Below are 21664 nucleotides of genomic sequence, written 5' to 3' on the forward strand. Positions count from 1 at the left end.
CTACGTCCGCTGCACGAAGACCGGTTCGGCCCAGCGCGGCGGCGGCTTGGGCCGCTCCTGCCCCGCGGCCGGCAGTTGCCGGTCCACTCGGGTGGGCGACCGGGTGGCCCCGGTCCCGCCGCCGGTCGTCGCGGCGCGCAGGGCGGCGACGAAGGCGAGGCAGGACGGGTACCGGTCGTCGGGGCTCTTTGCGAGGGCCTGGGCGAAGACGGGGTCGACCCGTGGGTCGAGGTCGGGGCGGTCCTCGGTCAGCGGCGGCGGTTCGTCGTACTGGTGGGCCCAGAGCAGTGCCATGTCGTCGTCGCGGAGGAACGGCGGATGGCCGGCCAGGGTCTCGAAGACGACACAGGCGAAGCCGTACACGTCACAGCGGGCGTCGACCGGCTTGCCGGAGATCTGCTCGGGGGCGACGTAGTCGAGCGTGCCGACGAACTGGCCGACCGTGGTGAAGCCGGTCAGCGACAGCGACTTCTTCGTGAGGCCGAAGTCGGTGAGGTAGACGTGCTCGGGGTGGTCGCTGTCGGTGCCGCGGGAGACCAGGATGTTGCCGGGCTTGACGTCCCTGTGGACCAGCCCGTGGTCGTGGGCCGCGTCGAGCGCGGAGGCGACCTGGGCGGCGACGCGCACGGCGGTGACGGGCGGCATCGGGCCCTCGCGGTCGAGGAGATGGCGCAGGTCGCTGCCGGCGACGTAGCGCATGGCGATGTACAGCACGCCGTCCGTCTCGCCGGCCTCGAACACCGGCACGATGTGCGGGTGGTCGATCGCTGCGGCGGCCCGGGACTCGTGGGTGAAGCGGCGGCGGAAGGTGTCGTTGCGGGCCAGTTCCGGGGCGAGCAGCTTGAGCGCGACGGTGCGTTCCAGACGCAGGTCCCGGGCCCGGTAGACGACGGCCATGCCGCCGCGCCCGATCTCCTGCTCGATCCGGTACCCGGCGATCTGCTGCCCGATCAGCTCGGAGGGCCGCCCCGAGAACAGGCTCGTCTCGCGGTTCAACGGCCATCACCCTCAGGCGACACGACCCGCGTGGGCGGCGCCTCAGCCGCCCGGCCCGCCACCTCGTCGTCCTCGTCGCCTTGCCGCGACACGACACGCGTGGGCCCGGGAACGTCAGCACCCGCGCCCCGCGTCGGCTCACCCACAGACTCAGCAGCGTCGGAAGCCACCACCCGCGTGGCCTCAGGGGCCTCGGGAGGCACCCCCCGGGCCGGCTCGGGAGCGTCCGGAGCCACCACTCGCGTCGGCGGCGGACCCTCGGAAGGCACGGCCTCCGTCGGCTCGGACGCCTCGGAAGCCACCACCCGCGTCGGCCCAGGAACATCCGGAGCCACCACCCGCGTCGGCTCGGGCGCCTCGGGAGGCACCGGCCGGTACGGCTCGGGAGCGTCCGGAGTCACCACCCGGGTCGGCGGCGGAGCCTCGGGAGGTGCGGCCTCCGTGGGCCGGGGGGTCTCGGGCGGCGCCACCGGTGTCGGCCCGGCCGTAGCACCACCGCCCGCGCGGAGCGCCCCCGCCGCGGTGGCGCGAGGCGTCCGGTCGGGGCCCTCGGTCGGCACCGGTCGCGTGGCCCGGGGCGTCTCGTCGGGGCCCTCGGGCGGTACCAGGCGTGTGGGGGGATGCGCGGGCGCTGCGGCCGGGCGGGGCTCCGGTCGGGCTCCGGGCGTCTCGTCCGTGGCGTACGTGGTCATCCGCGTGCCGTCGGCGTACACCCAGTGCCCGTGGGCGGAGTCGTAGAGCCACACGGACTCGCCGTCGACGACGACGCCGATCCGCATGCCGTGGGTGCGGGCGCGGAAGGACTCCCGGTCCAGGCCGCCCGCGAGGTCCTCGACCGCGGAGCGGTAGCGCGTCAGGGCTTCGTGCGCCCGGCCCAGCAGCGGCCGTGGATCGGCGGTGCGGGTGAGCGGCCCGTCGGCGGCGGGAGGATCCTGCGGTACGGCGACCAGGCGGCGGCCGTCGACCCAGGCCGACCAGCCGTTGAAGCACAGCACGTGTCCCCAGTCGCCCTGCCGTTCCAGGAGTTGCACGGGCAGCAGGGGGTCGAGGTCCACGGTGGGCCGGGACGGGTCGGGTGCCTCCCAGGCGGGCATCCCGTGCTGCGGGACGACGTGCGTGGGCCGGAAGCCGGAGGTCGTCATCGGCGCTCCCTACTTCCGCATGACGGCCGGTTCGTGCCGGCGCAGCAGCCGGGAGACGAGGAACCCGAAGAGCACCGACAGCACGACCAGCATCCCCACGTCCAGCAGCCACGTGCCCGCCGAGTGCTCGAAGAGCGGGTCCTTCGTCAGGTCATCGGGGACGATCCGGGCCAGCCCGACGGTCCCGGCCATCGCGGCCAGCGCCCAGCGCGCCGGCACCAGCCAGCCCAGCTGTTCGAGCCCGGGGGTGCCGGCCAGCTTCAGCAGGGCCCCGCAGAAGACGACCTGGACGATGGCGATGAGCACCAGCAGCGGCATCGTCACCTCTTCCTTGCGCACCAGCGCGGAGACGAGCAGGCCGAGCATCATCGCCGTGAACGCGAGCAGGGCGACGGCGACCGTGATCTCCACCAGGGGCGGCATCAGCACGCCTTCGCCGCCGGGTGCGTCGAGGTCCACGCCGAACAGGGCGACCAGGGTCAGCACCACGGCCTGGAGCACGGTGATGACGCCCAGGACGATGACCTTGGACATCAGGTACGCCGATCTGGAGAGGCCCACCGCCCGTTCCCGCTGATAGATCACGCGTTCCTTGACGAGTTCGCGCACGGCGTTGGCGGCCCCGGTGAGCACCGCGCCGACACACAGGATGAGCAGCGCGTTCATCGCCGTGTCCAGCGTCAGCTTGCCGCCTGCCAGGGCGCGGGCCATCGCGCCCATCACGAACGGCAGGGCGATCATGATGATCAGGAAGGTCCGGTCGGCGCTCAGCGCGGCCGCGTACCGGCGTACCAGCGTGCCGAGTTGGGCGCCCCGGCTGCGCGGCCGCGGCGGGGCGGTGATGACGACGGGCTCGGACCGGGGCTGCCGGGGCTGTGCGGAGGCGTCGGCGACGTACCGGCCGTGGAAGGGCGAGGCGAGGTACTCCCCCGCCCAGTCCCGGTGCGTGTCCCGGTCGAAGGCCTCGAAGGCCTCGGGCCACTCCTCGAAGCCGAAGAACGCCAGGGCGTCCTCGGGCGGCCCGTAGTAGGCGATCTTCCCGCCGGGCGCGAGCACCAGGAGCCGGTCGCACACGTCCAGGCTCAGCACGCTGTGGGTGACGACGATGACGGTCCGGCCGTCGTCGGCGAGGCCGCGCAGCATGTGCATCACCGAGCGGTCCATGCCGGGGTCGAGGCCGGAGGTGGGCTCGTCCAGGAACAGCAGCGACGGCTTCGTCAGGAGCTCCAGGGCCACGCTGACGCGCTTGCGCTGGCCGCCGGACAGACTGTGCACGGGCTGGTCTGCGCGTTGTTCCAGGCCCAGTTCGCGGATGACTTCGTCGACCCGGGCGCGCCGCTCGGCCTTGGCGGTGTCCTGCGGGAAGCGCAGTTCGGCGGCGTAGGAGAGGGCTTTGCGGACGGTCAGCTGCGCGTGCAGGATGTCGTCCTGCGGGACCAGGCCGATGCGCTGGCGCAGCTCGGCGTAGTCACGGTAGAGGTCGCGGCCGTCGTAGAGGACGGTGCCGTGGCCGGCGGGCCGCTGGCCGGTGAGGGCGTTGAGGAGGGTGGACTTGCCGGCGCCGCTCGGGCCGACGACGGCGAGCAGGCACTTCTCCCCCACCGGGAACGACACGTGGTCGAGGAGTGTCTTGCGGCCGCGGTCGACGGTGACGGCGAGGTCCTGCACGTCGAGTGAGACCTCGCCGGTGTCGACGTACTCCTGGAGTTGGTCGCCGACGAGGCAGAACGCCGAGTGGCCGATGCCGACGATGTCGCCCGGGCCGACCGGGGCCGTGGTGACGCGGCTGCCGTTGAGGTACGTGCCGTTGTGGCTGCCCAGGTCGGTGATCTCGTAGGTTCCGTCGGCCAGGGCACGCAGTTCGGCGTGCCGGCGCGAGACCACGAGGTCGTCGATGACCAGGTCGTTGTCGGTGGCGCGGCCGATGCGCACGGTGCGGGAGGGCAGCGGCCGTACGGTCGTGGGCCGCCGGTAGGTGCCGGTGAGGGCCGGCATGGAGACGGCGGAGGGGCGTTCCGGGGTGGGTGCGGCGGGTGCCGGGCGGCCCGTCAGGGTCATGCGCGGCCCGTCGGCCGGATTGCCGAAGCGGATGACGCTGCCGGGTCCGACGTCCCACTCGTGGATGCGGCGGCCGTCGGCATAGGTGCCGTTGGTGCTGTCCTCGTCCTCGATGGTCCAGTGGCCGTCCTCGGGCCGCAGCACCGCGTGGTGCCAGGACACCCGGTCGTCGTCGATGACGATGTCGCACAACGGGTCGCGCCCCACGTGGTAGTCGCGTCCCGGGATCACCACGGTGGTGCCCGTCTCTGTCTCCAGGACGAGTTCTGGTGCTACCGAGGGTTGCGCCATGGTCAAGATTCTACCGATTTGCCCTGGTGTGCGCCTGGTCGAGCGGGGTGGGCAGCGGGTCAGCCGACGGAGATGCCGACGAACGGAGCGGTGCGCTGCATCCGCAGGGCGTCCACGGACTCGGCGAGCAGTTCGTATTCGGTGGTGTCGTCACTGGTGGCGATGCGCACCAGCCGTCCGGCCGCCAACTCCTCGGCGACGCGCTCCTGCTGGGCGGGATCGGCGCACCAGGCGCGCAGCAGCATGGGCACGTCGGGCACGGTGGGGGCGACCGGCACGAGCGCGCCCGGCGGTAAGTGCTCGGCCTCGGGCCGGGGGTCGAGGCGCTGGGCGATCCAGGAGGCGCGGTCGCGCAGCCACCACAGGGCGAGGGCGAGGGTGGGTGCCCGGTAGGTGCCCAGGGGCACTCCGATACGGCGGCCGTCGCAGACTCCGTACGCCGTGACGTGACACAGAAACTCGTCGTGCACGTGACCCTCCCCCGTTGCCCTGCCCGTCTGCCGGTCCGGCCTCGCTTCTCCTGCGGCTCGCGTGCTGTGCGTGAGGGCGCCGTAGCTCGATGTGAAAAGCGCTCTCGCAGGTCAGTATGTTCACTACTGAATCACTGTCACCACGACTTTCCGGCCACTCTCCTGGCATATTCACCCCCCGAGTTGGCCGAAATCCGGCGAGCGGTCACGACAGCCCATGACTCCGGAGGTAATCGACGCTCCCGGCGGGTGCGGGCAAGGTGGTCGTACCGGGGTCACCGAGACCGGGATCCGGGCCCTGACCAGCAGGTACGACCTTTCCGGAGGCTGATCGCCCATGTCCGCAACCACCCACCGCTACGAGGACGCCGTCGCCCGCTATTTCGAGGCCTGGAACGCCGAGGACCCGGCGGCGCGCGCCAAGGCGGTCGCCGCCGCCTGGACCGAGGACGGCGCCTACACCGACCCCCTGGCCGACGTCAGCGGCCACGAGGGCATCGCCGCGGTGATCGCGGCGGCCCACGAGCAGTTCCCGGGGTTCGAGTTCCGGCTCAGCGGGGGTGTCGACGGGCACCACGACACCGCGCGCTTCTCGTGGGAGCTGGTGAGCGGGGCCGACGGCTCGGCACCGGTCGCCGGGTCGGATGTGATCACGCTGGACGGGCAGGGCCGGATCAGGGCCGTGCTCGGCTTCCTCGACCGGGTGCCCGCCGGGGCGTGAGGCCGGCGTCTCCGATGAGTTTTCCGGTGTGCGGCGGTCTGTGTGAGGGAGAGGCCGCCGAGCACCGGAGGACGTCATGGCCCCCACGGGAGAACTGGACGCGGAGTTCACCGCAGTCCTGCGCAAAAGCCCCGCCGAGGGCGGCTGGACCTATCTGGTCTGGCCCCGGTCCGTCGAGTTCTTCGGCACCCGCGGTCCGGTCAAGGTCCGCGGGACGATCGACGGGCACCCGTTCCACAGCTCGTTCATGGCGCTGGGGGACGGCACGCACAAGCTGCCCGTGAAGGCGGGCATCCGCAAGGCCATCGGCAAGGAGGAGGGCGACACCGTGACCGTGCGCCTCGAGGAACGGATCAGCTCCTAGTCCGTGCGCCCGGGGGCGTCCGCCCCCGGGCAGGCGGACCGCTACTGCTTGACGATGGCGTCGATCCGGGCCAGCTCGTCCGCGTCGAAGTCCAGGTTGCGGATGGCGCCGACGCTGTCCTCGATCTGCTGCGCGCTGCTCGCGCCGACCAGCGCGGAGGTGACCCGGCCGCCGCGCAGCACCCAGGCCAGCGCCATCTGCGCCAGGGTCTGGCCGCGGCCCTTCGCGATGTCGTTCAGGTCGCGCAGCCGGCCCACCAGGTCCTCGGTGAGCGCGTCGGAGTTGAGGAAGGGGCTGTCGCTCGCGGCCCGGGAGCCCTCGGGGATGCCGTCGAGGTAGCGGGCGGAGAGCATGCCCTGCTCCAGCGGGGAGAAGACGATGGAGCCGACCTGGAGCTCGTCGAGGGCGTCGAGCAGGCCCTCGTCCTCCGGGCGGCGGTCCAGCATCGAGTAGCGCGGCTGGTGGATGAGGAGCGGGGTGCCCAGCTCGCCCAGGATGCGGGCGGCCTCGCGGGTCTGCTCCGCGGAGTAGTTGGAGACACCGACGTACAGCGCCTTGCCCTGCTGCACCGCCGAGTGCAGGGCACCCATCGTCTCCTCGAGCGGGGTGTCCGGGTCGGGGCGGTGCGAGTAGAAGATGTCGACGTAGTCCAGGCCCATCCGCTTCAGGCTCTGGTCCAGCGAGGACAACACGTACTTGCGGGAGCCCCACTCCCCGTACGGGCCGGGCCACATCAGGTAGCCGGCCTTGGTGGAGATCACCAGCTCGTCGCGGTAGGGCGCGAAGTCCGTCTTGAGGAACTCGCCCAGCGCGGACTCGGCGGCGCCGGGCGGCGGGCCGTAGTTGTTGGCGAGGTCGAAGTGGGTGACGCCGAGGTCGAAGGCGCGGCGCAGGATGGCGCGCTGCGTCTCGACGGGCCGGTCCGGGCCGAAGTTGTGCCACAGGCCGAGCGAGAGCGCGGGGAGCTTCAGACCGCTGCGTCCGGTGCGCCGGTAGGGCATGTCCGCGTAGCGGTCGGGGTGTGCGGTGTACAACGCGACTCCAGAGGGGTTGGCTCGGTCGGGAGGAAACCGGTGTCCACTCTGGCGTGACCTGCGCCCATGCGTCCAACAGAAGAATCCGATGGAATTCAGCGGCTACGCTTCTCAGTCATGGAACTGCGTCACTTGCAGCACTTCGTCGCGGTCGCCGAGGACCAGCACTTCACCCGGGCGGCGGAACGCCTCCTGGTGTCCCAGTCCGGCCTGTCGGCCTCCATCCGGGCACTGGAGCGGGAGCTCCAGACGCCGCTGTTCGTGCGCACGACCCGCCGGGTGACGCTGACCCCGGCCGGGCGGGCGCTGCTCGGCGAGGCGGAGCGGATCCTCGCGCAGGTCCGCTCGGCCCACGAGGCGGTGGCCGCGGTGCAGGGCGTGCTGCGCGGGATGCTCGCGCTCGGGTCCGAGCAGTGCATCGCCGGAGTGCACGTGGCGGGGCTGCTCGCGGCGTTCCGGCGGCGCCACCCGGACGTGGAGATCTGTCTGCGGCAGGCGGGCTCGTGGGCCCTCGCGGAGGAGGTCGCGGCCGGGCGGCTTGATCTGGCGTTCGCCGTGCGCACCGCCCGGGAGGACACCGACCAGCTGCGGACCGTGCCGCTGACGAGCGAGCCGATGACCGTGCTGTGCCATCCGAGCCACCGGCTCGCGGCGGCCGGGGTCGCGGTGACGCCGGAGGATCTCGGCGGTGAGGTCTTCGTCGACTTCCATCCGGACTGGGGGCCCCGGCGCACCACCGACGCGGTGTTCGCCGCGGCGGGCGTCCGCCGGAGCGTCGCCCTGGAGGTGAACGACGTGCACAGCCTCCTCGACCTCGTGGACGAGGATCTCGGCATCGCCGTCGTACCGCGCCACTTCCGGCACAAGCGCGCCTCGCTGACCGCACTGCCGGTGAAGGGCACCGGGGACGCCGTCTACGAGACGGTCGCCCTGCTGCCGCCCGAGCAGGCGACCAGTCCGGCCGCCCGGGCCCTGATGGCCCTGCTGGAAACAGGGGGTCCGGCACCGGCCCAGGAGGGTGTCCACCCCTCCTGACCCGATCCGTCCCGCGCAGCAGACTCGTGACGTTCCGGAAGGCGACCGCGGTCGGGAGCAGGGCCGGATCCCTCTCCGGGCCGGGTGCTGCCGGGCTTCCACGGCAGCTGGATTCCCGACGCGTGATCCCTGTCGATGCGCGATGGTGGACGTATGTATGCGAAGGACATCCTCATCGACGGTTACAACCGCATCCGCGAAGAAGTCCACGCCACCGTCGAGGGTCTCGGGCCCGACGAACTGAGCGCCCGCCCCTCCCCCGACACCAACTCCATCGCCTGGCTGGTCTGGCACCTCACCCGCGTCCAGGACGACCACCTGGCCGACGCCTTCGGCCACGAACAGGTATGGCTGGCCCAGGACTGGGAGAAGCGCTTCGCTCTGGACCTGCCCCGCCGCGACACGGGCTACGGACACAGCCCCGCCAAGGTCGCCAGGGTCCGGGTCGACTCGGGCGAGCTGCTGACCGGCTACTACGACGCCGTGCACGCCCAGAGCCTGGACGCCCTGCGGGGCCTGGCCGCCAAGGACCTGGAGCGCGTCGTCGACGAGCGCTGGGACCCGCCGGTCACCCTGGGCGTCCGGCTGGTCAGCGTCCTGTCCGACGATCTCCAGCACATCGGACAGGCCGCCTACCTCCGGGGGCTTCTTCAGAGCGCGGCGGCGTAGCCGGGCAGCACCACGTCACGGATGAGTGCGTTCCGCTCGTCGAACGGGAGGAACGCGCTCTTCAGGGCATTGACCGTGACCGTGCGCAGATCCTCGACGGTCCAGCCCGCCTGCTCGACCAGCAGGGACATCTCGCGGGTCATCGTGGTTCCCGAGACCAGCCGGTTGTCGGTGTTGAGGGTGACGCGGAAGCCGAGGTCCTTGAGCGCGGTGATCGGGTGCTCGGCGATCGAGGTCGCGGCGCCCGTCTGAAGGTTGGACGTCGGGCACATCTCCAGCGCGATACGCCGGTCGCGCACCCAGCTCGCGAGCCGTCCGAGCTTGCCCGCCGCGAGATCCGGGATGTCGTCCGTGATCCGCACACCGTGGCCGATGCGCTGGGCGCCGCACACCTGAAGGGCCTGGTGGATGCTGGGCAGGCCGTGCGCCTCCCCGGCGTGGATGGTGAACGGCACGTTCTCGCGGCGCAGGTGCTCGAAGGCCGCGAGGTGGTCGGCGGGCGGGAAGCCGTCCTCGGCGCCGGCGATGTCGAAGCCGACGACACCGGCGTCCCGGAACGCCACGGCGAGGTCGGCGGCCTCGCGCACCCGGTCGAACATCCGCATCCCGCACAGCAGGGTTCCGACCCGCATCGGCGTGCCCGCGGCAGCCGCCTTGGCCATGCCCGCCGCGAGGCCCTCCTGGACGGTCTCCACGACCTCGGCCATGGTCAGCTCGCCGTTGGTGTTCAGCTCGGGGGCGTAGCGCACCTCGGCGTACACGACACCGTCCGCGGCCAGGTCGAGCACGTACTCCTCAGCCGTGCGCAGCAGGCCCTCGCGGGTCTGCATCACGGCGAGGGTGTGCTCAAAGGTGGCTATGTAGCGCACCAGGTCACCGGAGTTGGCGGCCTCGTAGTACCAGGCGGCGAGCTCGTCCGGGTCGGTGGTGGGCAGGGTGTGACCGACCGCCTCCGCCAGCTCCACCACGGTGGCGGGGCGCAGGCCGCCGTCGAGGTGGTCGTGCAGGACGGCCTTGGGGAGGCGGCGGATCAGATCGGCATCTACGCGCGTAGCAGTCATGGCGGGTCTTTCCTCGAGCGGGTGGTTCGAAGCGGCGGGAAGGGGTCAGCCGACGGGCTGAAGCAGGTCCCAGCGGTTGCCGTACAGGTCCTGGAAGACGGCGACGGTGCCGTACGGCTCGTGCCGTGGCTCCTCCAGGAAGGTCACGCCGGCGGCGGTCATCCGGGCGTGATCACGGGCGAAGTCGTCGGTGTGCAGGAAGAACCCGACCCGTCCGCCGGTCTGGTCTCCGACCCGGGCGGCCTGCGCCTCCCCCTTGGCACGTGCCAGCAACAGGCCGGTGCCGGCTCCCGGGGTGCCGGGTTCGACGACGACCCAGCGGGATCCGTCGGGCCGGGACGCGTCCTCGGCGAGGCGGAATCCGAGGGCGTCGGTGTAGAAGCGGATCGCCTCGTCGTAGTCGTCGACGACGAGGGTGACCAGGGCGATACGTCTCATCGGAGCCTCTCGGAGCGGGCGGTTGACCGGAGAGGTTATACGTAAAACCCCGTCGATGCCAACTGCTCGTCCGACCGTCGGCGGCGTTCTGTACCTACTAGTATGTACACGCACCGTCGACGACACTCAGGAGGCCCCATGCCCTTCGTCCGCATCGACGCGCTCCGGGCCGGGCCCGAGCGCCTCGCAGCGCTCGGTCGTGCCGTGCACGAGGCCCTGACGGAGACCATCGGCATCCCACCCGACGACCGGTTCCAGGTCCTGACCGACCACGACGGCACGAGCGGCACGCTGCGCCACGACGACTACCTCGGCGTGCACCGCGACGACGGCATCGTCTACATCGAGATCACACTGCGTTCCGGCCGCGCGCCGGCGCGGAAGCAGGCGCTGTACCGCAGGATCGCCGAGCTGGCGCACGCGTACGCGGGCACCGAGCCGCGGAACGTGTTCGTCGTCCTGACGGAGAACGACTCCGCGGACTGGTCGCTGGGAGAGGGGGTGGCGCAGTATCTCGAGTCCTAGGCCCCGCCCTAGGCCTCCGGCCCGAGGCGCCACGCCCCGTCGCCCGCTGGCGTCCCGCCCATGAGGATCACCGAGCCGTCCCGCACCCCCGAGCAGCGCAAGGCGGACCTGCTGGACCGTCTGGAGCGGGAGATCGACATCCGGGTCGCGACGGCGGGCGCCGATGGGATGCCGTGTCTGGTGCCGCTGTGGTTCGTGTGGCACGACGAGGCGGTGTGGCTGTGCACCCGGCTGACCAACCCCACCGGCCGCAACCTCCGCGAGGGCGGGCGGACCCGGCTGGCCTTCGGGGACACCCGGGACGTCGTGCTCGTCGACGGTGAGGTGCGGACCCACCCGATGCGGGAGGTGCCGTCGGCGGCGGCCGAGGCGTTCCGTGTGAAGACCGGTTGGGATCCGCGCGAGGACCACGCGTCGTACGCGTTCTTCCGGGTGCGGCCGCGCGCGGTGCAGGCGTGGTGCGAGCAGCACGAGCTGCCGCGCCGGCATCTGATGAGGGAGAGCGTCTGGGCCGTGTAAATGTCAAGCAACCGGCCTTGTTTGAAGCCCGTTGAGCCGGTTCAGGTCCTCGTCGGTGAGGCGGATCGCACCCGCAGCCACGTTCTCCGTGAGGTGGTCGGGGTTGCCGGTGCCGGGTATGGCGAGGACGTGGGGGCCCTGGTGCAGGGTCCAGGCGAGGCGGATCTGGGCGGGGCTGGCGCCATGGGCCCGGGCCACGGCGTGGACGTCCTCGTCGTGGGAGGTGGTGACGCCCTGCTCGGCGGCCTCGCCGGCGACGGCGTAGAACGGCACGAAGGCGATGCCCTGTTCGCCGCAGATGCGGAGCAGTTCGTCGGTCGCGGGGTCGGGGCGGTCGAGGGCGTACCGGTTCTGGACGCAGACCACGGGGGCGATGGCCTGGGCCTCGGCGAGGTGCCGGGATGTGACGTTGGAGATGCCGAGGTGGCGGATCAGGCCCGCCTCGCGCAGTTCGGCGAGGGCGCCGAAGTGCTCGGTGATGGAGTCGTACGTGGGCATCCGGCGCAGGTTGACCACGTCCAGGTGGTCGCGGCCGAGCTGGCGCAGGTTCTCCTCCACGTGGCCGCGCAGGTCCTCGGGGCGGGCCGAGGTGCCCCACTGTCCGTCGTAGGCCCGGTACGGGCCCACCTTGGTGACGATGACCAGGTCGTCGGGGTAGGGCGCGAGCGCGCTGTTGATGAGTTCGTTGGCGGAGCGCAGCGAGGAGAAGTAGAAGGCGGCCGTGTCGATGTGGTTGACGCCGAGGTCCATCGCCTTGCGCAGGACGGCGATCGACCGGGCGCGGTCGCTCGGTGTGCCGTGGTGGAAGGCGGCGCTGCCCGTCAGCCGCATCGCGCCGAAGCCGATGCGGTGGACGGGCAGGTCGCCGAGTTTCCAGGTGCCCGCGGCGGCCGCGGTGATCGTCTGTGAGCTCATTGGCGGAGTCTCACACACGGCACGCGGGCCGGCGAAGCCGGTTTACGGGTACGTGTACGAGTTGAGGGTGGTGACGGCGGAGGCCGGGTTGCCGCGGTCGTAGTGGTCCACGGCGAGGAAGTTGGGCTTCTTGCGGGCGGCTGGCTGGCAGAACCTCCGGGCGCGGTCGGCGAGTTTGGTGTTGTCCGTGCCGGCCGTGCCGGTGAGCGGGACGTCCCGGAAGTGGTTCATGACGAACAGCGGGCGGAATCCGGGTTCGGTGCGGGTCAGGGGGATGTTGGTGTCGGCGCCGTACCAGCGGCTGTAGCAGGACCAGTCGGAGGTGCCGATGCCCGAGCCCATCGACCAGTGGTTCTCGACGGTCCACTCGCGCTGGTACATGACGCCGAAGCTGTCCCGGGTCAGGCCCGCGGCCTGGTCGGCGGAGCGGCTGTGGTCGGTGAAGATCAGCAGCCGGTCGCCGGCGGCGGTCAGGTCCGCCATCGTCGGCCAGCCGCTCTGCCGGACGCCGGTGAGGTCGGGCCGGTAGAGCACGTCCGACAGGCCGTTGACACGGGCGAGTTCGGCGCGCAGGACGGCCGGGTCGACGTAGTCCTCCAGGAATACGGTGACGAACTGGTCGGGGTGGGCCTTCAGGAAGTCGACCATGCGCTGGAGGTCCACCCACAGGGCGACGGGCCTGCTGACGAGGGTGCAGCTGTTGTGGCAGAGGATCGCGCCGTCCGGGGTCTGATGGATGTCCAGCATGAATCCCCGGACACCGTCGGCGAGTTGGCGTTCGATGCCGCGGGCCTGGTTGGGCACGAGGTTGACGAAGGGCGGGGCGAAGCCACCGTCGACGCCGTTGGCGTACGCGTTGTGCGTGGTGAGGAACGTGACCTGGTCCAGGGTGCGCCGGTCCTTCGGCGGCATGGGGCCGGTGACGGGGGTGACCGGGGTGAGGTACCAGGCGGCGAGGTCGCCGGATCCGCCGATGGCGAGGCGGGCGGGGTAGGTGGCGCCGGACGGTTTGGGCGCCAGCGTGAGGTGACGGGTGGTTCCCGGGACCCTGAGCGTGTAGCGGTCGGCGGAGAGCGGAGTGATCTCCCAGGGGGCGTCGGCGCCCGCACAGGGGACGGTCGCGGCCTGGTCACCGCCGCGACCGAGGCAGGTGCCGGGCGCGTCGGTGCTCTCCAGGACGTAGGAGGAACCGTTCGGCTTCAGCTGCCACTGCTGGCGGTCCTCGTTGCCGCGGGGTCTGTGCTGCTCGACCGCTCCGCCGTTGTCGGCGGCGTTGAGCCCGGTCGTGGCGCTCTGGACGTAGTACGTGCCCGGAGCCGGAACAGCGGCGGCAGCGGGCTGGGGGGCCACGACCGCGGCGGCCAGTGCCGCGGCCGTGGCGAGCAGGGCGTGGGGGGTGCGTCGGCGCATGAGGGATGCCCTTCGGTCAACCAGTCAGGTTCATGACATTCCGCATGACACCACGCCGCGGGGTCCTGCGTCAGCAGTACAGGTTGCCGCCGGGTGACGTGCCGAGAATCTGGGTGAACCGCTGGTAGTTGTTCACCCGGCTCTGCACCTGCGCCGGGTTCTTGCCGTCGCACTCCAGGGAGCCGTTGATGCTGCGGATCGTCTGGCCGAACCCGGCGCCGTTCACCATGGCGTTGTGCGGGGTCATGCTGCCGGGGCCGGTCTGGGTGTTCCAGTACCACAGGGCCGTCTTCCAGGCGACGGCCGAGTCGTTCTGCACCAGCCAGGGGTTGTTCAGCAGGTCGATACCGAGCGCGTCGCCCGCGGCCTTGTAGTTGAAGTTCCAGCTCAGCTGGATCGGGCCGCGCCCGTAGTAGGCGGCCTGGCCGGCCGGACAGCCGTAGGGCCTGCTCCAGTCGCAGTAGTGCGGGTAGTTGGCCGTGTTCTGCTCCACCACGTGCACCAGACCGCCGGTCTCGTGGCTGACGTTGGCGAGGAAGGCGGCGGCCTCCTGCTTCTTCACCGTGTCGCTGCCGGTGTTGGCGAAGCCGGGGTAGGCGCTCAGGGCGGCGGTGAGACCGCTGTAGGAGTAGAACGAATTCCGGTTCGGGAACATCTGGTTGAACTGGGCCTCGGTCACCACGAAGCGCGCGTCGGGCGTGCCGGGTCCGTTGTCGCAGGCGTAGGGCTCCCAGTACCAGGTGCTGATGACCGGGTCGTAGCCCGGGTTGGCGTGCTCGGCGATGTACGCCTTGCCGTCGGTGTAGCGGACGATGTCGCCGGCGGCGTACGCCTTTCCGGCCGTCCAGTTCGGGTAGCTGGAGCAGGCGGCGGCCGAGGCGTTCGAGGCGGGCAGGAGTACCGGCGCGGTGCCGGCGAGGGCGAGGGTGGCCAGGACTGCGGAGATACGGCGTCTCGACATGGGTGCGACTCCTTCGCGGAGCACGGCCGCACCCTGAAAGGGCAGGGTGAAGCAGACCCTTGACCGCACGCACCGGTGGTCCGGTCACGGCGTGGGGGCGGCCGTGGTGGGGGGCTGTGGAGCCACACTCAACCGCGTTGGTCTGTACCAGTCAAGGGTGTAGACCAGTCAGGTGTAGACCTGTCGGGTTTCAGCTGGGTGACGGCCTGTCATTCCCTGCTCGGACGCTCACACGTGCGCCGAGTTCTCCAGGGTCGCCGCCAGCCGGACCAGCAGGGACCGCAGCAGCTCGTCGTCACCGTCGCCGAGCGAGGGCCGGCCTGCGCGGACCGCTCGGTCCACGCGCTGCCAGTACTCCTGACCGCGGGGGGTGAGATGGGCGAGGACACGACGGCGGTCGAACGGGTCGACCCTGCGGTGCACGAGGTTCTGGTCGACGAGTTGGTCGACCAGCTTGGTCAGCGTCGGAGGCGGCAGGAAGGCGGCCTCGGCGAGGCCCGTCATGTGGTGCCCCTCGCCGTCGGACAGCAGGGCGAGCACCCGCCACGCGTCGAGCGAGCAGCCCTCGGCTTCCAGTACGCCCTGCAACCGCCGCGCAGCGAGCCGTTCGGCCCGCGTCAGCAACTGCACCAAGTCGTCGGGCCGACGCGGGGTGGGGCTGGGCATCCCTGCTCCTAGGGCCTGTCGTTCGGATCACACCGCAGACGCGGGGTCACGAGGGTGTCCATCGTAGGAGACGCACTGGAGTTCGTCCGGTCGAGCCGGAATCATGACGCCATGTTCCGGCACGACCTCTCCGGGCCCGAGTGGTTCACGGCCGACGACTCCGTGCTCGGCGTGGCCCTCGTCTTCCCCCTGCGGGGGCCGGCCGGCATCTTCGGGCCCACCTGCGAGCTGTGCGCGCGGCTGGCCGCCGAGGAGGTCAACCGGGACGGCGGCGTGCTCGGCAGAGAGCTCCGGCTGGTGCCGGTCGACGGCTCGGGGGCGCCGCGGGAGATCGCCGACGAGGTCGAGGCGCTGGTGGACCTGGGTGCCGTGCAGGGCGTCACCGGCTGGCACATCTCCTCCGTGCGGCAGGCACTGGCGCCGAGGATCGCGCACCGCGTCCCGTACGTGTACACCGCGCTGTACGAGGGCGGGGAGGACACGGCGGGGGTGTTCCTGACGAGCGAGACCCCGCGCGACCAGCTCCGGCCGGCGATGGAGCTGCTGGCGCGCGAGCGCGGGGTGCGGCGCTGGTTCGTGGTGGGCAACGACTACGTGTGGCCGCGGCACACGGCCCGGTCGGCCCGCCGGTACGCCCGGGGCTCCGGCGGGTGCGTCGCCGGTGAGGCGTACCTGCCGCTCGGCGTCCATGACTTCGCGCCGGTACTGCGGCGCGTCGAACGCTCGGACGCCGACGCGGTGCTGATGCTGCTCGTCGGCAGTGACGCGGTGCGCTTCAACCGGGCGTTCGCGGCATCCGGCCTGGACGCGCGCTGTCTGCGGCTGAGCACGCTGATGGACGAGAACATGCTGGTGGCGAGCGGCCCGGCGGCCACCCAGGACCTCTACAGCACCGCCGGGTTCTTCGCCTCGCTGGCCACTCGCGACACCCTCGACTTCCACGGGCGCTACGCCGCCCGCTACGGCGTCGAGGCGCCCGCCCTCGGCAGCCTCGGCGAGTCCTGCTACGAGGGCGTGCTGCTGCTGGCCGCACTGCTGAGGAGGGCCGGGACGCTGGACGTGTCGGTGATCGGCGCGACGGCGGGGGCGGTGTCGTACGAGGGCCCGCGCGGCCTGCTGCACCTGCGGGACGCACATGTGCGCCAGCGCATCTACCTGGCGCGGGCCGACGGGCTCGACTTCGACGTGCTCACGGAGCTGGACACGCGTCCCTGACGGGACGGTCCGGTCGGTCGGGGGCCCTCCTGCGAGGGCCGGAGCACCCTGGCTCCGCCGGGCCCGCCGGATCTGCGCCCGGTCGGCCGACGACACACCCCCGGATCGGCGCCCCGCACCGCCCGACCGCGAGAATTCCTCCCATGACCACCACACCCCATCCCCTCGTCACCCGGGCACGGCGACTGGCTCACGATCTCCTCGTCCCGCAGGCAGAGCGCGTCGACCAGGAGGGCGTGCCCGCGAGCCATGTCGAGGCGGTGAAGCGGGCGGGGCTGCTGGGGGTGGTCGCGCCGCGGGAGTACGGCGGGGCGGACGCGCCCGTCGCCGTGGCGCGGGAGACCGCGGAGATCCTCGCCGGTGCGTGCTGCTCCACATGGTTCGTGCAGACACAGCACCACACACCGGTGAAGCTGCTCGCCACCTGTGACTCACCCGTCCGGGAGAAGCTGCTGCGCCCGTTGGCGACCGGTGCGCTGATGGCCGGCATCGCCTTCGCCCATGTCCGTGCCTTCCCCCGGGTCCCGGTGCGGGCCGTTGCCGAGGAGGGCGGCTGGCGGTTCGAGGGCAGGGTGCCCTGGTACACGGGCTGGGGTCTGAACGACGTGATGCTGCTGGCCGGGGTGACCGACACGGCCGAGGTGGTGTTCGTGTTCGCCGAGGCCCGCGAGCAGCCGGGGCTGAGGCCCTCGGCGCCGATGCGGCTGGCGGCCCTGACCGCCGCACGTACGGTGTCCCTGGAACTGGACGGTCTGCGGGTGCCGGCGGATGCCGTCGTGCTGCGCACGCCGCAGGAGGAGTTCGCCCTGGTCGACCTGCCCCGGGCGGCGAACGCCAGTCCGGCGGTGTTCGGGGTGGCGTACGCGGCGCTGGACCTGGTGGCGCGGAGCCCGGAGGGCCGGGAGACGGCCGAGGCTCTGCGGGCCCGGCTCGACGAGGTCCGCCAGGAGGCCTACGCCCTGGCCGACCGGCCCACAGCGCACGACTCCGTCCCGGAACGGCTGGCCGTGAAGACACGCGCGTACGACCTCCTGCGCGCGGCCATGACCGCGGCGGTCGTGGCCGGGGGCGGCCGGTCCATGGACCTGGGCAGCCGGGCGCAGCGGCTGGCGCGCGAGGGGATGTTCCTGCTGGTGCAGGGCCAGACGGCCGAGGCACGCCGGACGCACCTCGGCTCGCTGGCGTCCGGTTAGCCGAGCCGGGGCACGGCCGCCACCCGGTCCGTCCGGGACGGGACCTTCCCGCAGAACTCCGCTTCGATGACGTTGATGTAGAGCGAGGAGTCCGGGAGCCAGTCGCCGTTGATGTTGAACGTGAGCTGGTGCTTGCCGTCCTGGGTGCCGACCATCGCGGACAGGGATCCGTTGGTACGGCCGCTCTTGCCCACCACCTTCACGCCGCAGGACAACTGCGCGAACTCGACTCCGAGTCCGTACCCGATGCCGTACTCGGCCGGAACCTCGTCGAACATCTCCTTCATCTGCCGCGGCGGCAGCAACTCACCCTTCACAAGGGCTCGGTGGAAACGGTTGAGGTCACCGCTGGTGGAGATGACGTCTCCGGCCGCGCCCAGCCAGGTCATGTTCTGTTCGGTGGCGTCGTGGATCTCGGCGTCGGGGGCGTCCTGGTGAAGCCGGGAGTACCCGACGGGGTGCGGCTTCGGCATCTGCGGTGCCGTGCCCGGGAACGACGTGCCGCGCAGCTTCAGGGGCCGGATGACGCGACGGCTGATCTCCTGCGCGTACGAGCGTCCCGTCGCCTTCTCGACGATCATGCCCGCGATCACGAAGTTGGTGTTGGAGTACGACGGTTTCCCCTCCGGGTCAGGCTGCGACGGGTGCCTCAGGGCGATCGCCACCAGTTCCTCGGGTTCGTAGGTGTCGTACCGGTGTTCGGGGAAGCCGGGCCCCGCCGTGTCGTGGCTGAAGTCGGGGTCGTCGGAGTAGTTGGGGATGCCGCTGGTGTGGTTGAGGAGCTGACGCAGCGTGACCTTGCTGCCGTCGTGGCCGTTGCCGCGCACCAGGCCGGGCAGCCATCGCTCGACCGTGTCGTCCAGGTCCAGTCTCCCTTCCGCCTCCAGCTGGAGCAGGACGGTCGCGACGAACGTCTTGGTGATGCTGGCCCCGCGGAAATGGTCGCCGGCCGACCGCTTGCGGCCCGTGGCGGTGTCCGCGTAGCCGGCCTGCGCGAACCGATTTCCCTTGCCGTCGCGGACCTCGGCAGCCACTCCGGGGAGCCCGCCCTCGTCGACCAGAGCGCGTAACGCGGTCCGGGTGGCGTCGTGGCCGTGCTTCTGGTCCGCTGCCTGCGCTGCCGGGGCGAGTGCCGCCGTTCCGGCGGACAAGGCCACGGCCAGGGCGATCGAGACGGTGCGTGCAGCCCGCTGCTTCATGATGTGTGCCTCCTGGTCACCAAGGAGGCACTCCTGCCTCCTTGGTGACCAGGACGCCCGGGTCGGGCTCCAGGGTTGATCTTTTGCGAGGGGAGCCGCGAGGTGTCAGCTCGCGACCGGCACGGACGAGGTTCGGAGCGGCGGCCGCGGACTCCTTGCCCGCGGGATGCCGCCACAGTCCTTGCGCGGCGGGCCGCGGCAGGGCGCCCTCGCCGAACCAGTACGCCTCCTCCGAGTGCGGACAGCCGGACAGGATGAACGCGCCGATGCCCGAGGCGTGGTACTCCCATATCCGCTCGGCGACCTCGTCGTGGCCGCCGGCCAGGGCGGTGCCCGCCCCGCCGCGCACCAGGCCGATGCCGGCCCACAGGGTGGGGTGGATCTCCAGGCGGTGGCGTGCGGCAGCACGGTCTTGCCGGGAGGAGGCGGAGGGACTGCCGGAGACGGACAGGACCGCGGCCGGGCCGTCAAGGAATGCGCGGCTCAGGCCGTTTCACAGCGGGCACCCCGGAAGGCCAGCGCGCCCCGCAGTTCGGCACGACCGAAGGAGCGCGCTGTGCGGACGGCGACGGAGCTCAGTCGTCGTCCGACGGGACGACCACCAGGAACGCGTCCGACTCCAGGTCCATCACGACGGTGGCGGGCTCGCCCTCGGCGCGGCAGCGCGCCGCGTACTCCTCCGCGGGCCACGATCCGCGCGGGGATCCCGCCGGGAACCGTTCCAACACCTTCGCGCTGATGGCCGCAGTCACGTCCGCTGCCCTCCCCTGTCCCGCGCGCCCGCCGGGGCGACGTCGATCGGTCGCTGTCGTTCACATCCGGTTGCCCCCGATCCGCCCGGACATGTACCACCGGGTAGCCCCGCACCCGTACCGGCCTCTACACATAAGGGAAAAATAAGAGCAGAATGATGCTTACGTGGCGTTTACCGCATTCCCCACCAGACGCGGTCGCCCTGCACCATGAAGGAGACGAGTCATGGCCAACGTCTCGCCCACCAGAGGTGACATAACCAGCCACCCTGATGCCTCCGAGATGCGGGATCGGTACGCCCGCGTGCTCGGTGGACGCGATGTGGCGCTCGTGGACGGACCGGTGTTCCTGCTCGGTCTGTACTGCGCCGCCTCCCCGTGGATCGTCCACTACACGACCAGCCAGCCGCCCCTCGTGACCCACAACCTGATCATGGGCATCGCGATCGGCCTGCTGGCGCTCGGGTTCACTCGTGCTCCGGAGCGCATGTACGGCCTGAGCTGGGCCATGTGTGCCCTCGGGGTGTGGATGATCATCTCGCCGTGGGTCGTCGGCGAAAGCCCGGACGCCGGTGTCGTGTGGAACAACATCATCATCGGTGCACTGGCCGTGCTCCTCGGCCTGGTGTGCGCCGGAACGGCGGCGAAGGCTTCGCCCAGGCCATAGCACATCATGGTGCGCGCGTACGACATGGGCCGCATCAGCCACAGCGGCACGGTCATCGGCTGCGGCGGTCCGAAGGCCCCGGCCACAGGCTCGACGTGGGCGCGGAAGCCCATCGGGGTGCCGCCCTGCGCAGCAGAGGCAGCAGCAGGGCGTCGCCGCCGCCGGGGCCGTGGAACAGGCCGAAGCGAAGCGCGACGCTCCCCCGCCGCCTGCGCGTCGAAGGCGAGCCGCTGCTGGCCGCGATGTGCCGTCCAGCCGCGGTGTCCTGCCGGGCGGGCCGAAGGGGTCGTCCTCGGCGAGCGGGCGGTCGTCGTGGTCGCCGTAGCCGAAGGCCATCGACTCCCCGACGAAGCGGCGGGCGCCGGTGACGCGGGCGGCTTCGACCAGGGCGGGCCGCGCCCTGGGGTCTGGTTCGTGTCGTTCGTCGTCATGACACTGCGACAGGTCGGGTGGACGCGGACGTGACATCCGCGGCCCTGCTCGGCTAGGACGTGTACAGGTACGGCGTGGTGGTCGTCAGCGGCACGAAGCCGAGCCGTTCCAGGATCGGCCGGCTCTGGCGGGAGGCGTCGACCTGGAGGTAACGGTAGCCGCGGTCGGCGGCGGCGTGGGCACGGTGGGCCACCAGGGTGCGGTAGATGCCGCGGCCGCGCCAGCCCTGGACGGTGCCGCCGCCCCACAGGCCGGCGAAGGGCGTGCCGGGCACGAGTTCCATCCGGGCCGCGCTGACCGGCTCGTCACCGGCCATCGCCACAACGGCGACGAGGGTGTCCGGGTCGGACGAGAGGCGGGCGAGGAGCTGGTGGCGCAGCCCGGAGCTGTCCGTGCCGAACGCCTTCTCGTGCACGTCGGCCACGAGATCCACGCCCGCCGGGTCGGTGACCGGCACCACGCGCACTCCCTCGGGCGGGTCGGCGTCGAGGGCCAGAGCACCGACCTCGCCGATCATCAGCGTCTCCTCGGGTCCGGCTGTGAACCCGGCCGCGCGCAGGCGCCGCCCGAGGTCCGCCGGCCGGTCGTGCCCGTACAGCTTCCACTCGAAGTCCAGACCGAGCCCGGTGTAGTGGCCGATCTGCCCCGCGATCGCCGCGTCCGCTCCGGCCTCGTCGAGGGCGGACCACACGACGCCGCTCCAGCCACGCTCGGAGGCAACCTGACGGACGACGCCGCCGGTCCGTTCGACACGGGCGTCGGGGCCGTCCGGCCGCGCTCCCTCACGCAGGTCACGGTCGAACAGGGCGAGCAGCGCGGCATGATCCATGGGCACACCTCAGCATCCGCCCGGCCGGTCCGGCAAAGGGTTTTCCGCGCTCCCGACCGGCACCGGCACGGCCCCCGGGGGCGTTCCTTCCCCCGCGAGCAC

The 21664-nt window shown here is 71.7% G+C and carries 23 protein-coding genes and 1 pseudogene; 9 read left to right on the forward strand and 15 right to left on the reverse strand.

Annotated elements, in window-relative coordinates:
- Genes ACIRDU_RS33960 through ACIRDU_RS33975 form a run of 4 tightly spaced genes read right to left on the reverse strand, consistent with a single transcriptional unit; the run spans window position 1 to window position 4957 of the window.
- Window positions 1-996, reverse strand: a complete 996-nt coding sequence (locus ACIRDU_RS33960) for a serine/threonine-protein kinase (protein ID WP_403586956.1) — start codon at window positions 994-996, stop codon at window positions 1-3.
- Window positions 993-2138 (reverse strand): hypothetical protein, encoded by a 1146-nt coding sequence (locus tag ACIRDU_RS33965; RefSeq protein WP_403586958.1) that lies wholly within the window; start codon window positions 2136-2138, stop codon window positions 993-995. The genes ACIRDU_RS33960 and ACIRDU_RS33965 overlap by 4 nt, the downstream gene beginning before the upstream one ends.
- Window positions 2139-2147: 9 nt before the next feature.
- Window positions 2148-4487 carry an FHA domain-containing protein gene (locus ACIRDU_RS33970; protein WP_403586961.1) on the reverse strand — a complete coding sequence of 780 codons (2340 nt, stop codon included), beginning with the start codon at window positions 4485-4487 and terminating at the stop codon, window positions 2148-2150.
- A 59-nt stretch (window positions 4488-4546) separates the two neighbouring features.
- Window positions 4547-4957, reverse strand: a complete 411-nt coding sequence (locus ACIRDU_RS33975) for a hypothetical protein (RefSeq protein WP_403586964.1) — start codon at window positions 4955-4957, stop codon at window positions 4547-4549.
- A gap of 337 nt (window positions 4958-5294) precedes the next feature.
- Here ACIRDU_RS33975 and ACIRDU_RS33980 point away from each other — a divergent pair, with 337 nt between their 5' ends.
- Window positions 5295-5678, forward strand: a complete 384-nt coding sequence (locus tag ACIRDU_RS33980) for a nuclear transport factor 2 family protein (protein ID WP_403586967.1) — start codon at window positions 5295-5297, stop codon at window positions 5676-5678.
- Window positions 5679-5754: 76 nt separating this feature from the next.
- Complete coding sequence (locus ACIRDU_RS33985; protein ID WP_403586969.1) at window positions 5755-6042, forward strand: DUF1905 domain-containing protein; 288 nt, start codon at window positions 5755-5757, stop codon at window positions 6040-6042.
- 41 nt (window positions 6043-6083) lie between these two features.
- On the opposite strand, the gene mgrA is transcribed toward ACIRDU_RS33985, so the two are convergent.
- The gene (gene mgrA / locus ACIRDU_RS33990; RefSeq protein ID WP_403586972.1) at window positions 6084-7076 is read right to left on the reverse strand and encodes an L-glyceraldehyde 3-phosphate reductase; all 993 of its coding nucleotides are present in this window, start codon (window positions 7074-7076) and stop codon (window positions 6084-6086) included.
- Between the two features lie 117 nt (window positions 7077-7193).
- On the opposite strand from mgrA, the gene ACIRDU_RS33995 reads away from it, so the two are divergent.
- Complete coding sequence (locus ACIRDU_RS33995) at window positions 7194-8111, forward strand: LysR family transcriptional regulator (protein ID WP_403586975.1); 918 nt, start codon at window positions 7194-7196, stop codon at window positions 8109-8111.
- 153 nt (window positions 8112-8264) lie between these two features.
- On the forward strand, window positions 8265-8780 hold the full coding sequence (locus tag ACIRDU_RS34000; protein ID WP_403586978.1) for a DUF664 domain-containing protein: 516 nt from the start codon (window positions 8265-8267) through the stop codon (window positions 8778-8780).
- Here the strand turns inward: ACIRDU_RS34000 and ACIRDU_RS34005 are convergent.
- Together ACIRDU_RS34005 and ACIRDU_RS34010 are read right to left on the reverse strand one after the other, a co-directional pair.
- Window positions 8762-9841, reverse strand: coding sequence for an adenosine deaminase (locus ACIRDU_RS34005; RefSeq protein WP_403586981.1), 1080 nt, complete (start codon window positions 9839-9841; stop codon window positions 8762-8764). The genes ACIRDU_RS34000 and ACIRDU_RS34005 overlap by 19 nt on opposite strands.
- 45 nt (window positions 9842-9886) lie before the next feature.
- Complete coding sequence (locus tag ACIRDU_RS34010) at window positions 9887-10279, reverse strand: VOC family protein (RefSeq protein ID WP_403586984.1); 393 nt, start codon at window positions 10277-10279, stop codon at window positions 9887-9889.
- A gap of 138 nt (window positions 10280-10417) precedes the next feature.
- Here ACIRDU_RS34010 and ACIRDU_RS34015 point away from each other — a divergent pair, with 138 nt between their 5' ends.
- Window positions 10418-10804, forward strand: coding sequence for a tautomerase family protein (locus tag ACIRDU_RS34015; RefSeq protein WP_403586987.1), 387 nt, complete (start codon window positions 10418-10420; stop codon window positions 10802-10804).
- Window positions 10805-10864: 60 nt separating this feature from the next.
- Complete coding sequence (locus tag ACIRDU_RS34020) at window positions 10865-11323, forward strand: pyridoxamine 5'-phosphate oxidase family protein (RefSeq protein ID WP_403586990.1); 459 nt, start codon at window positions 10865-10867, stop codon at window positions 11321-11323.
- Between the two features lie 3 nt (window positions 11324-11326).
- Here ACIRDU_RS34020 and ACIRDU_RS34025 read toward each other — a convergent pair whose 3' ends face one another.
- From ACIRDU_RS34025 to ACIRDU_RS34040, 4 genes are all read right to left on the reverse strand, one after another.
- A complete protein-coding gene (locus ACIRDU_RS34025; protein WP_403586993.1) occupies window positions 11327-12238 on the reverse strand; it encodes an oxidoreductase in 912 nt (303 codons plus the stop codon).
- A 42-nt stretch (window positions 12239-12280) separates the two neighbouring features.
- On the reverse strand, window positions 12281-13648 hold the full coding sequence (locus tag ACIRDU_RS34030; protein ID WP_403586995.1) for a phospholipase: 1368 nt from the start codon (window positions 13646-13648) through the stop codon (window positions 12281-12283).
- A gap of 70 nt (window positions 13649-13718) precedes the next feature.
- Window positions 13719-14609 (reverse strand): glycoside hydrolase family 19 protein, encoded by an 891-nt coding sequence (locus tag ACIRDU_RS34035; protein ID WP_403586997.1) that lies wholly within the window; start codon window positions 14607-14609, stop codon window positions 13719-13721.
- Window positions 14610-14837: 228 nt separating this feature from the next.
- Window positions 14838-15275 carry a MarR family winged helix-turn-helix transcriptional regulator gene (locus tag ACIRDU_RS34040; RefSeq protein ID WP_403586999.1) on the reverse strand — a complete coding sequence of 146 codons (438 nt, stop codon included), beginning with the start codon at window positions 15273-15275 and terminating at the stop codon, window positions 14838-14840.
- Between the two features lie 111 nt (window positions 15276-15386).
- Between ACIRDU_RS34040 and ACIRDU_RS34045 the strand changes: the two genes are divergently transcribed.
- Both ACIRDU_RS34045 and ACIRDU_RS34050 read left to right on the forward strand, forming a co-directional pair.
- Window positions 15387-16490, forward strand: coding sequence for a substrate-binding domain-containing protein (locus ACIRDU_RS34045; RefSeq protein ID WP_403587002.1), 1104 nt, complete (start codon window positions 15387-15389; stop codon window positions 16488-16490).
- A 143-nt stretch (window positions 16491-16633) separates the two neighbouring features.
- Window positions 16634-17683 carry an acyl-CoA dehydrogenase family protein gene (locus ACIRDU_RS34050; protein WP_403587005.1) on the forward strand — a complete coding sequence of 350 codons (1050 nt, stop codon included), beginning with the start codon at window positions 16634-16636 and terminating at the stop codon, window positions 17681-17683.
- On the opposite strand, the gene ACIRDU_RS34055 is transcribed toward ACIRDU_RS34050, so the two are convergent.
- The 3 genes and pseudogenes from ACIRDU_RS34055 to ACIRDU_RS34065 form a co-directional block, all read right to left on the reverse strand.
- Window positions 17680-18882, reverse strand: coding sequence for a serine hydrolase domain-containing protein (locus ACIRDU_RS34055; RefSeq protein WP_403587008.1), 1203 nt, complete (start codon window positions 18880-18882; stop codon window positions 17680-17682). The genes ACIRDU_RS34050 and ACIRDU_RS34055 overlap by 4 nt on opposite strands.
- 139 nt (window positions 18883-19021) lie before the next feature.
- Window positions 19022-19372, reverse strand: a pseudogene (locus ACIRDU_RS34060) (alkanesulfonate monooxygenase); the annotation flags it as partial.
- Between the two features lie 85 nt (window positions 19373-19457).
- Window positions 19458-19634: a hypothetical protein gene (locus tag ACIRDU_RS34065; RefSeq protein ID WP_403587011.1), complete on the reverse strand. Its 177-nt coding sequence runs from the start codon at window positions 19632-19634 to the stop codon at window positions 19458-19460.
- 226 nt (window positions 19635-19860) lie between these two features.
- On the opposite strand from ACIRDU_RS34065, the gene ACIRDU_RS34070 reads away from it, so the two are divergent.
- The gene (locus ACIRDU_RS34070; protein WP_403587015.1) at window positions 19861-20301 is read left to right on the forward strand and encodes an SPW repeat protein; all 441 of its coding nucleotides are present in this window, start codon (window positions 19861-19863) and stop codon (window positions 20299-20301) included.
- A 484-nt stretch (window positions 20302-20785) separates the two neighbouring features.
- Here the strand turns inward: ACIRDU_RS34070 and ACIRDU_RS34075 are convergent, their stop codons facing one another.
- Complete coding sequence (locus ACIRDU_RS34075; RefSeq protein WP_403587018.1) at window positions 20786-21562, reverse strand: GNAT family N-acetyltransferase; 777 nt, start codon at window positions 21560-21562, stop codon at window positions 20786-20788.
- Window positions 21563-21664 lie beyond the last annotated feature (102 nt).

Origin of the sequence: Streptomyces sp. NPDC093598 (assembly GCF_044764825.1) — a bacterium.
GTDB lineage: Bacteria > Actinomycetota > Actinomycetes > Streptomycetales > Streptomycetaceae > Streptomyces.

What these genes read in the sequence shown, in the direction of transcription:
- ACIRDU_RS33965 (WP_403586958.1), bottom strand. Translation starts at nt 2,138, where the DNA reads ATGACGACCTCCGGCTTCCGGCCCACGCACGTCGTCCCGCAGCACGGG.
- ACIRDU_RS33970 (WP_403586961.1), bottom strand. Translation starts at nt 4,487, where the DNA reads ATGGCGCAACCCTCGGTAGCACCAGAACTCGTCCTGGAGACAGAGACG.
- ACIRDU_RS33980 (WP_403586967.1), top strand. Translation starts at nt 5,295, where the DNA reads ATGTCCGCAACCACCCACCGCTACGAGGACGCCGTCGCCCGCTATTTC.
- ACIRDU_RS33985 (WP_403586969.1), top strand. Translation starts at nt 5,755, where the DNA reads ATGGCCCCCACGGGAGAACTGGACGCGGAGTTCACCGCAGTCCTGCGC.
- ACIRDU_RS33995 (WP_403586975.1), top strand. Translation starts at nt 7,194, where the DNA reads ATGGAACTGCGTCACTTGCAGCACTTCGTCGCGGTCGCCGAGGACCAG.
- ACIRDU_RS34000 (WP_403586978.1), top strand. Translation starts at nt 8,265, where the DNA reads ATGTATGCGAAGGACATCCTCATCGACGGTTACAACCGCATCCGCGAA.
- ACIRDU_RS34005 (WP_403586981.1), bottom strand. Translation starts at nt 9,841, where the DNA reads ATGACTGCTACGCGCGTAGATGCCGATCTGATCCGCCGCCTCCCCAAG.
- ACIRDU_RS34010 (WP_403586984.1), bottom strand. Translation starts at nt 10,279, where the DNA reads ATGAGACGTATCGCCCTGGTCACCCTCGTCGTCGACGACTACGACGAG.
- ACIRDU_RS34015 (WP_403586987.1), top strand. Translation starts at nt 10,418, where the DNA reads ATGCCCTTCGTCCGCATCGACGCGCTCCGGGCCGGGCCCGAGCGCCTC.
- ACIRDU_RS34020 (WP_403586990.1), top strand. Translation starts at nt 10,865, where the DNA reads ATGAGGATCACCGAGCCGTCCCGCACCCCCGAGCAGCGCAAGGCGGAC.
- ACIRDU_RS34025 (WP_403586993.1), bottom strand. Translation starts at nt 12,238, where the DNA reads ATGAGCTCACAGACGATCACCGCGGCCGCCGCGGGCACCTGGAAACTC.
- ACIRDU_RS34030 (WP_403586995.1), bottom strand. Translation starts at nt 13,648, where the DNA reads ATGCGCCGACGCACCCCCCACGCCCTGCTCGCCACGGCCGCGGCACTG.
- ACIRDU_RS34035 (WP_403586997.1), bottom strand. Translation starts at nt 14,609, where the DNA reads ATGTCGAGACGCCGTATCTCCGCAGTCCTGGCCACCCTCGCCCTCGCC.
- ACIRDU_RS34040 (WP_403586999.1), bottom strand. Translation starts at nt 15,275, where the DNA reads ATGCCCAGCCCCACCCCGCGTCGGCCCGACGACTTGGTGCAGTTGCTG.
- ACIRDU_RS34045 (WP_403587002.1), top strand. Translation starts at nt 15,387, where the DNA reads ATGTTCCGGCACGACCTCTCCGGGCCCGAGTGGTTCACGGCCGACGAC.
- ACIRDU_RS34050 (WP_403587005.1), top strand. Translation starts at nt 16,634, where the DNA reads ATGACCACCACACCCCATCCCCTCGTCACCCGGGCACGGCGACTGGCT.
- ACIRDU_RS34055 (WP_403587008.1), bottom strand. Translation starts at nt 18,882, where the DNA reads ATGAAGCAGCGGGCTGCACGCACCGTCTCGATCGCCCTGGCCGTGGCC.
- ACIRDU_RS34070 (WP_403587015.1), top strand. Translation starts at nt 19,861, where the DNA reads ATGGCCAACGTCTCGCCCACCAGAGGTGACATAACCAGCCACCCTGAT.
- ACIRDU_RS34075 (WP_403587018.1), bottom strand. Translation starts at nt 21,562, where the DNA reads ATGGATCATGCCGCGCTGCTCGCCCTGTTCGACCGTGACCTGCGTGAG.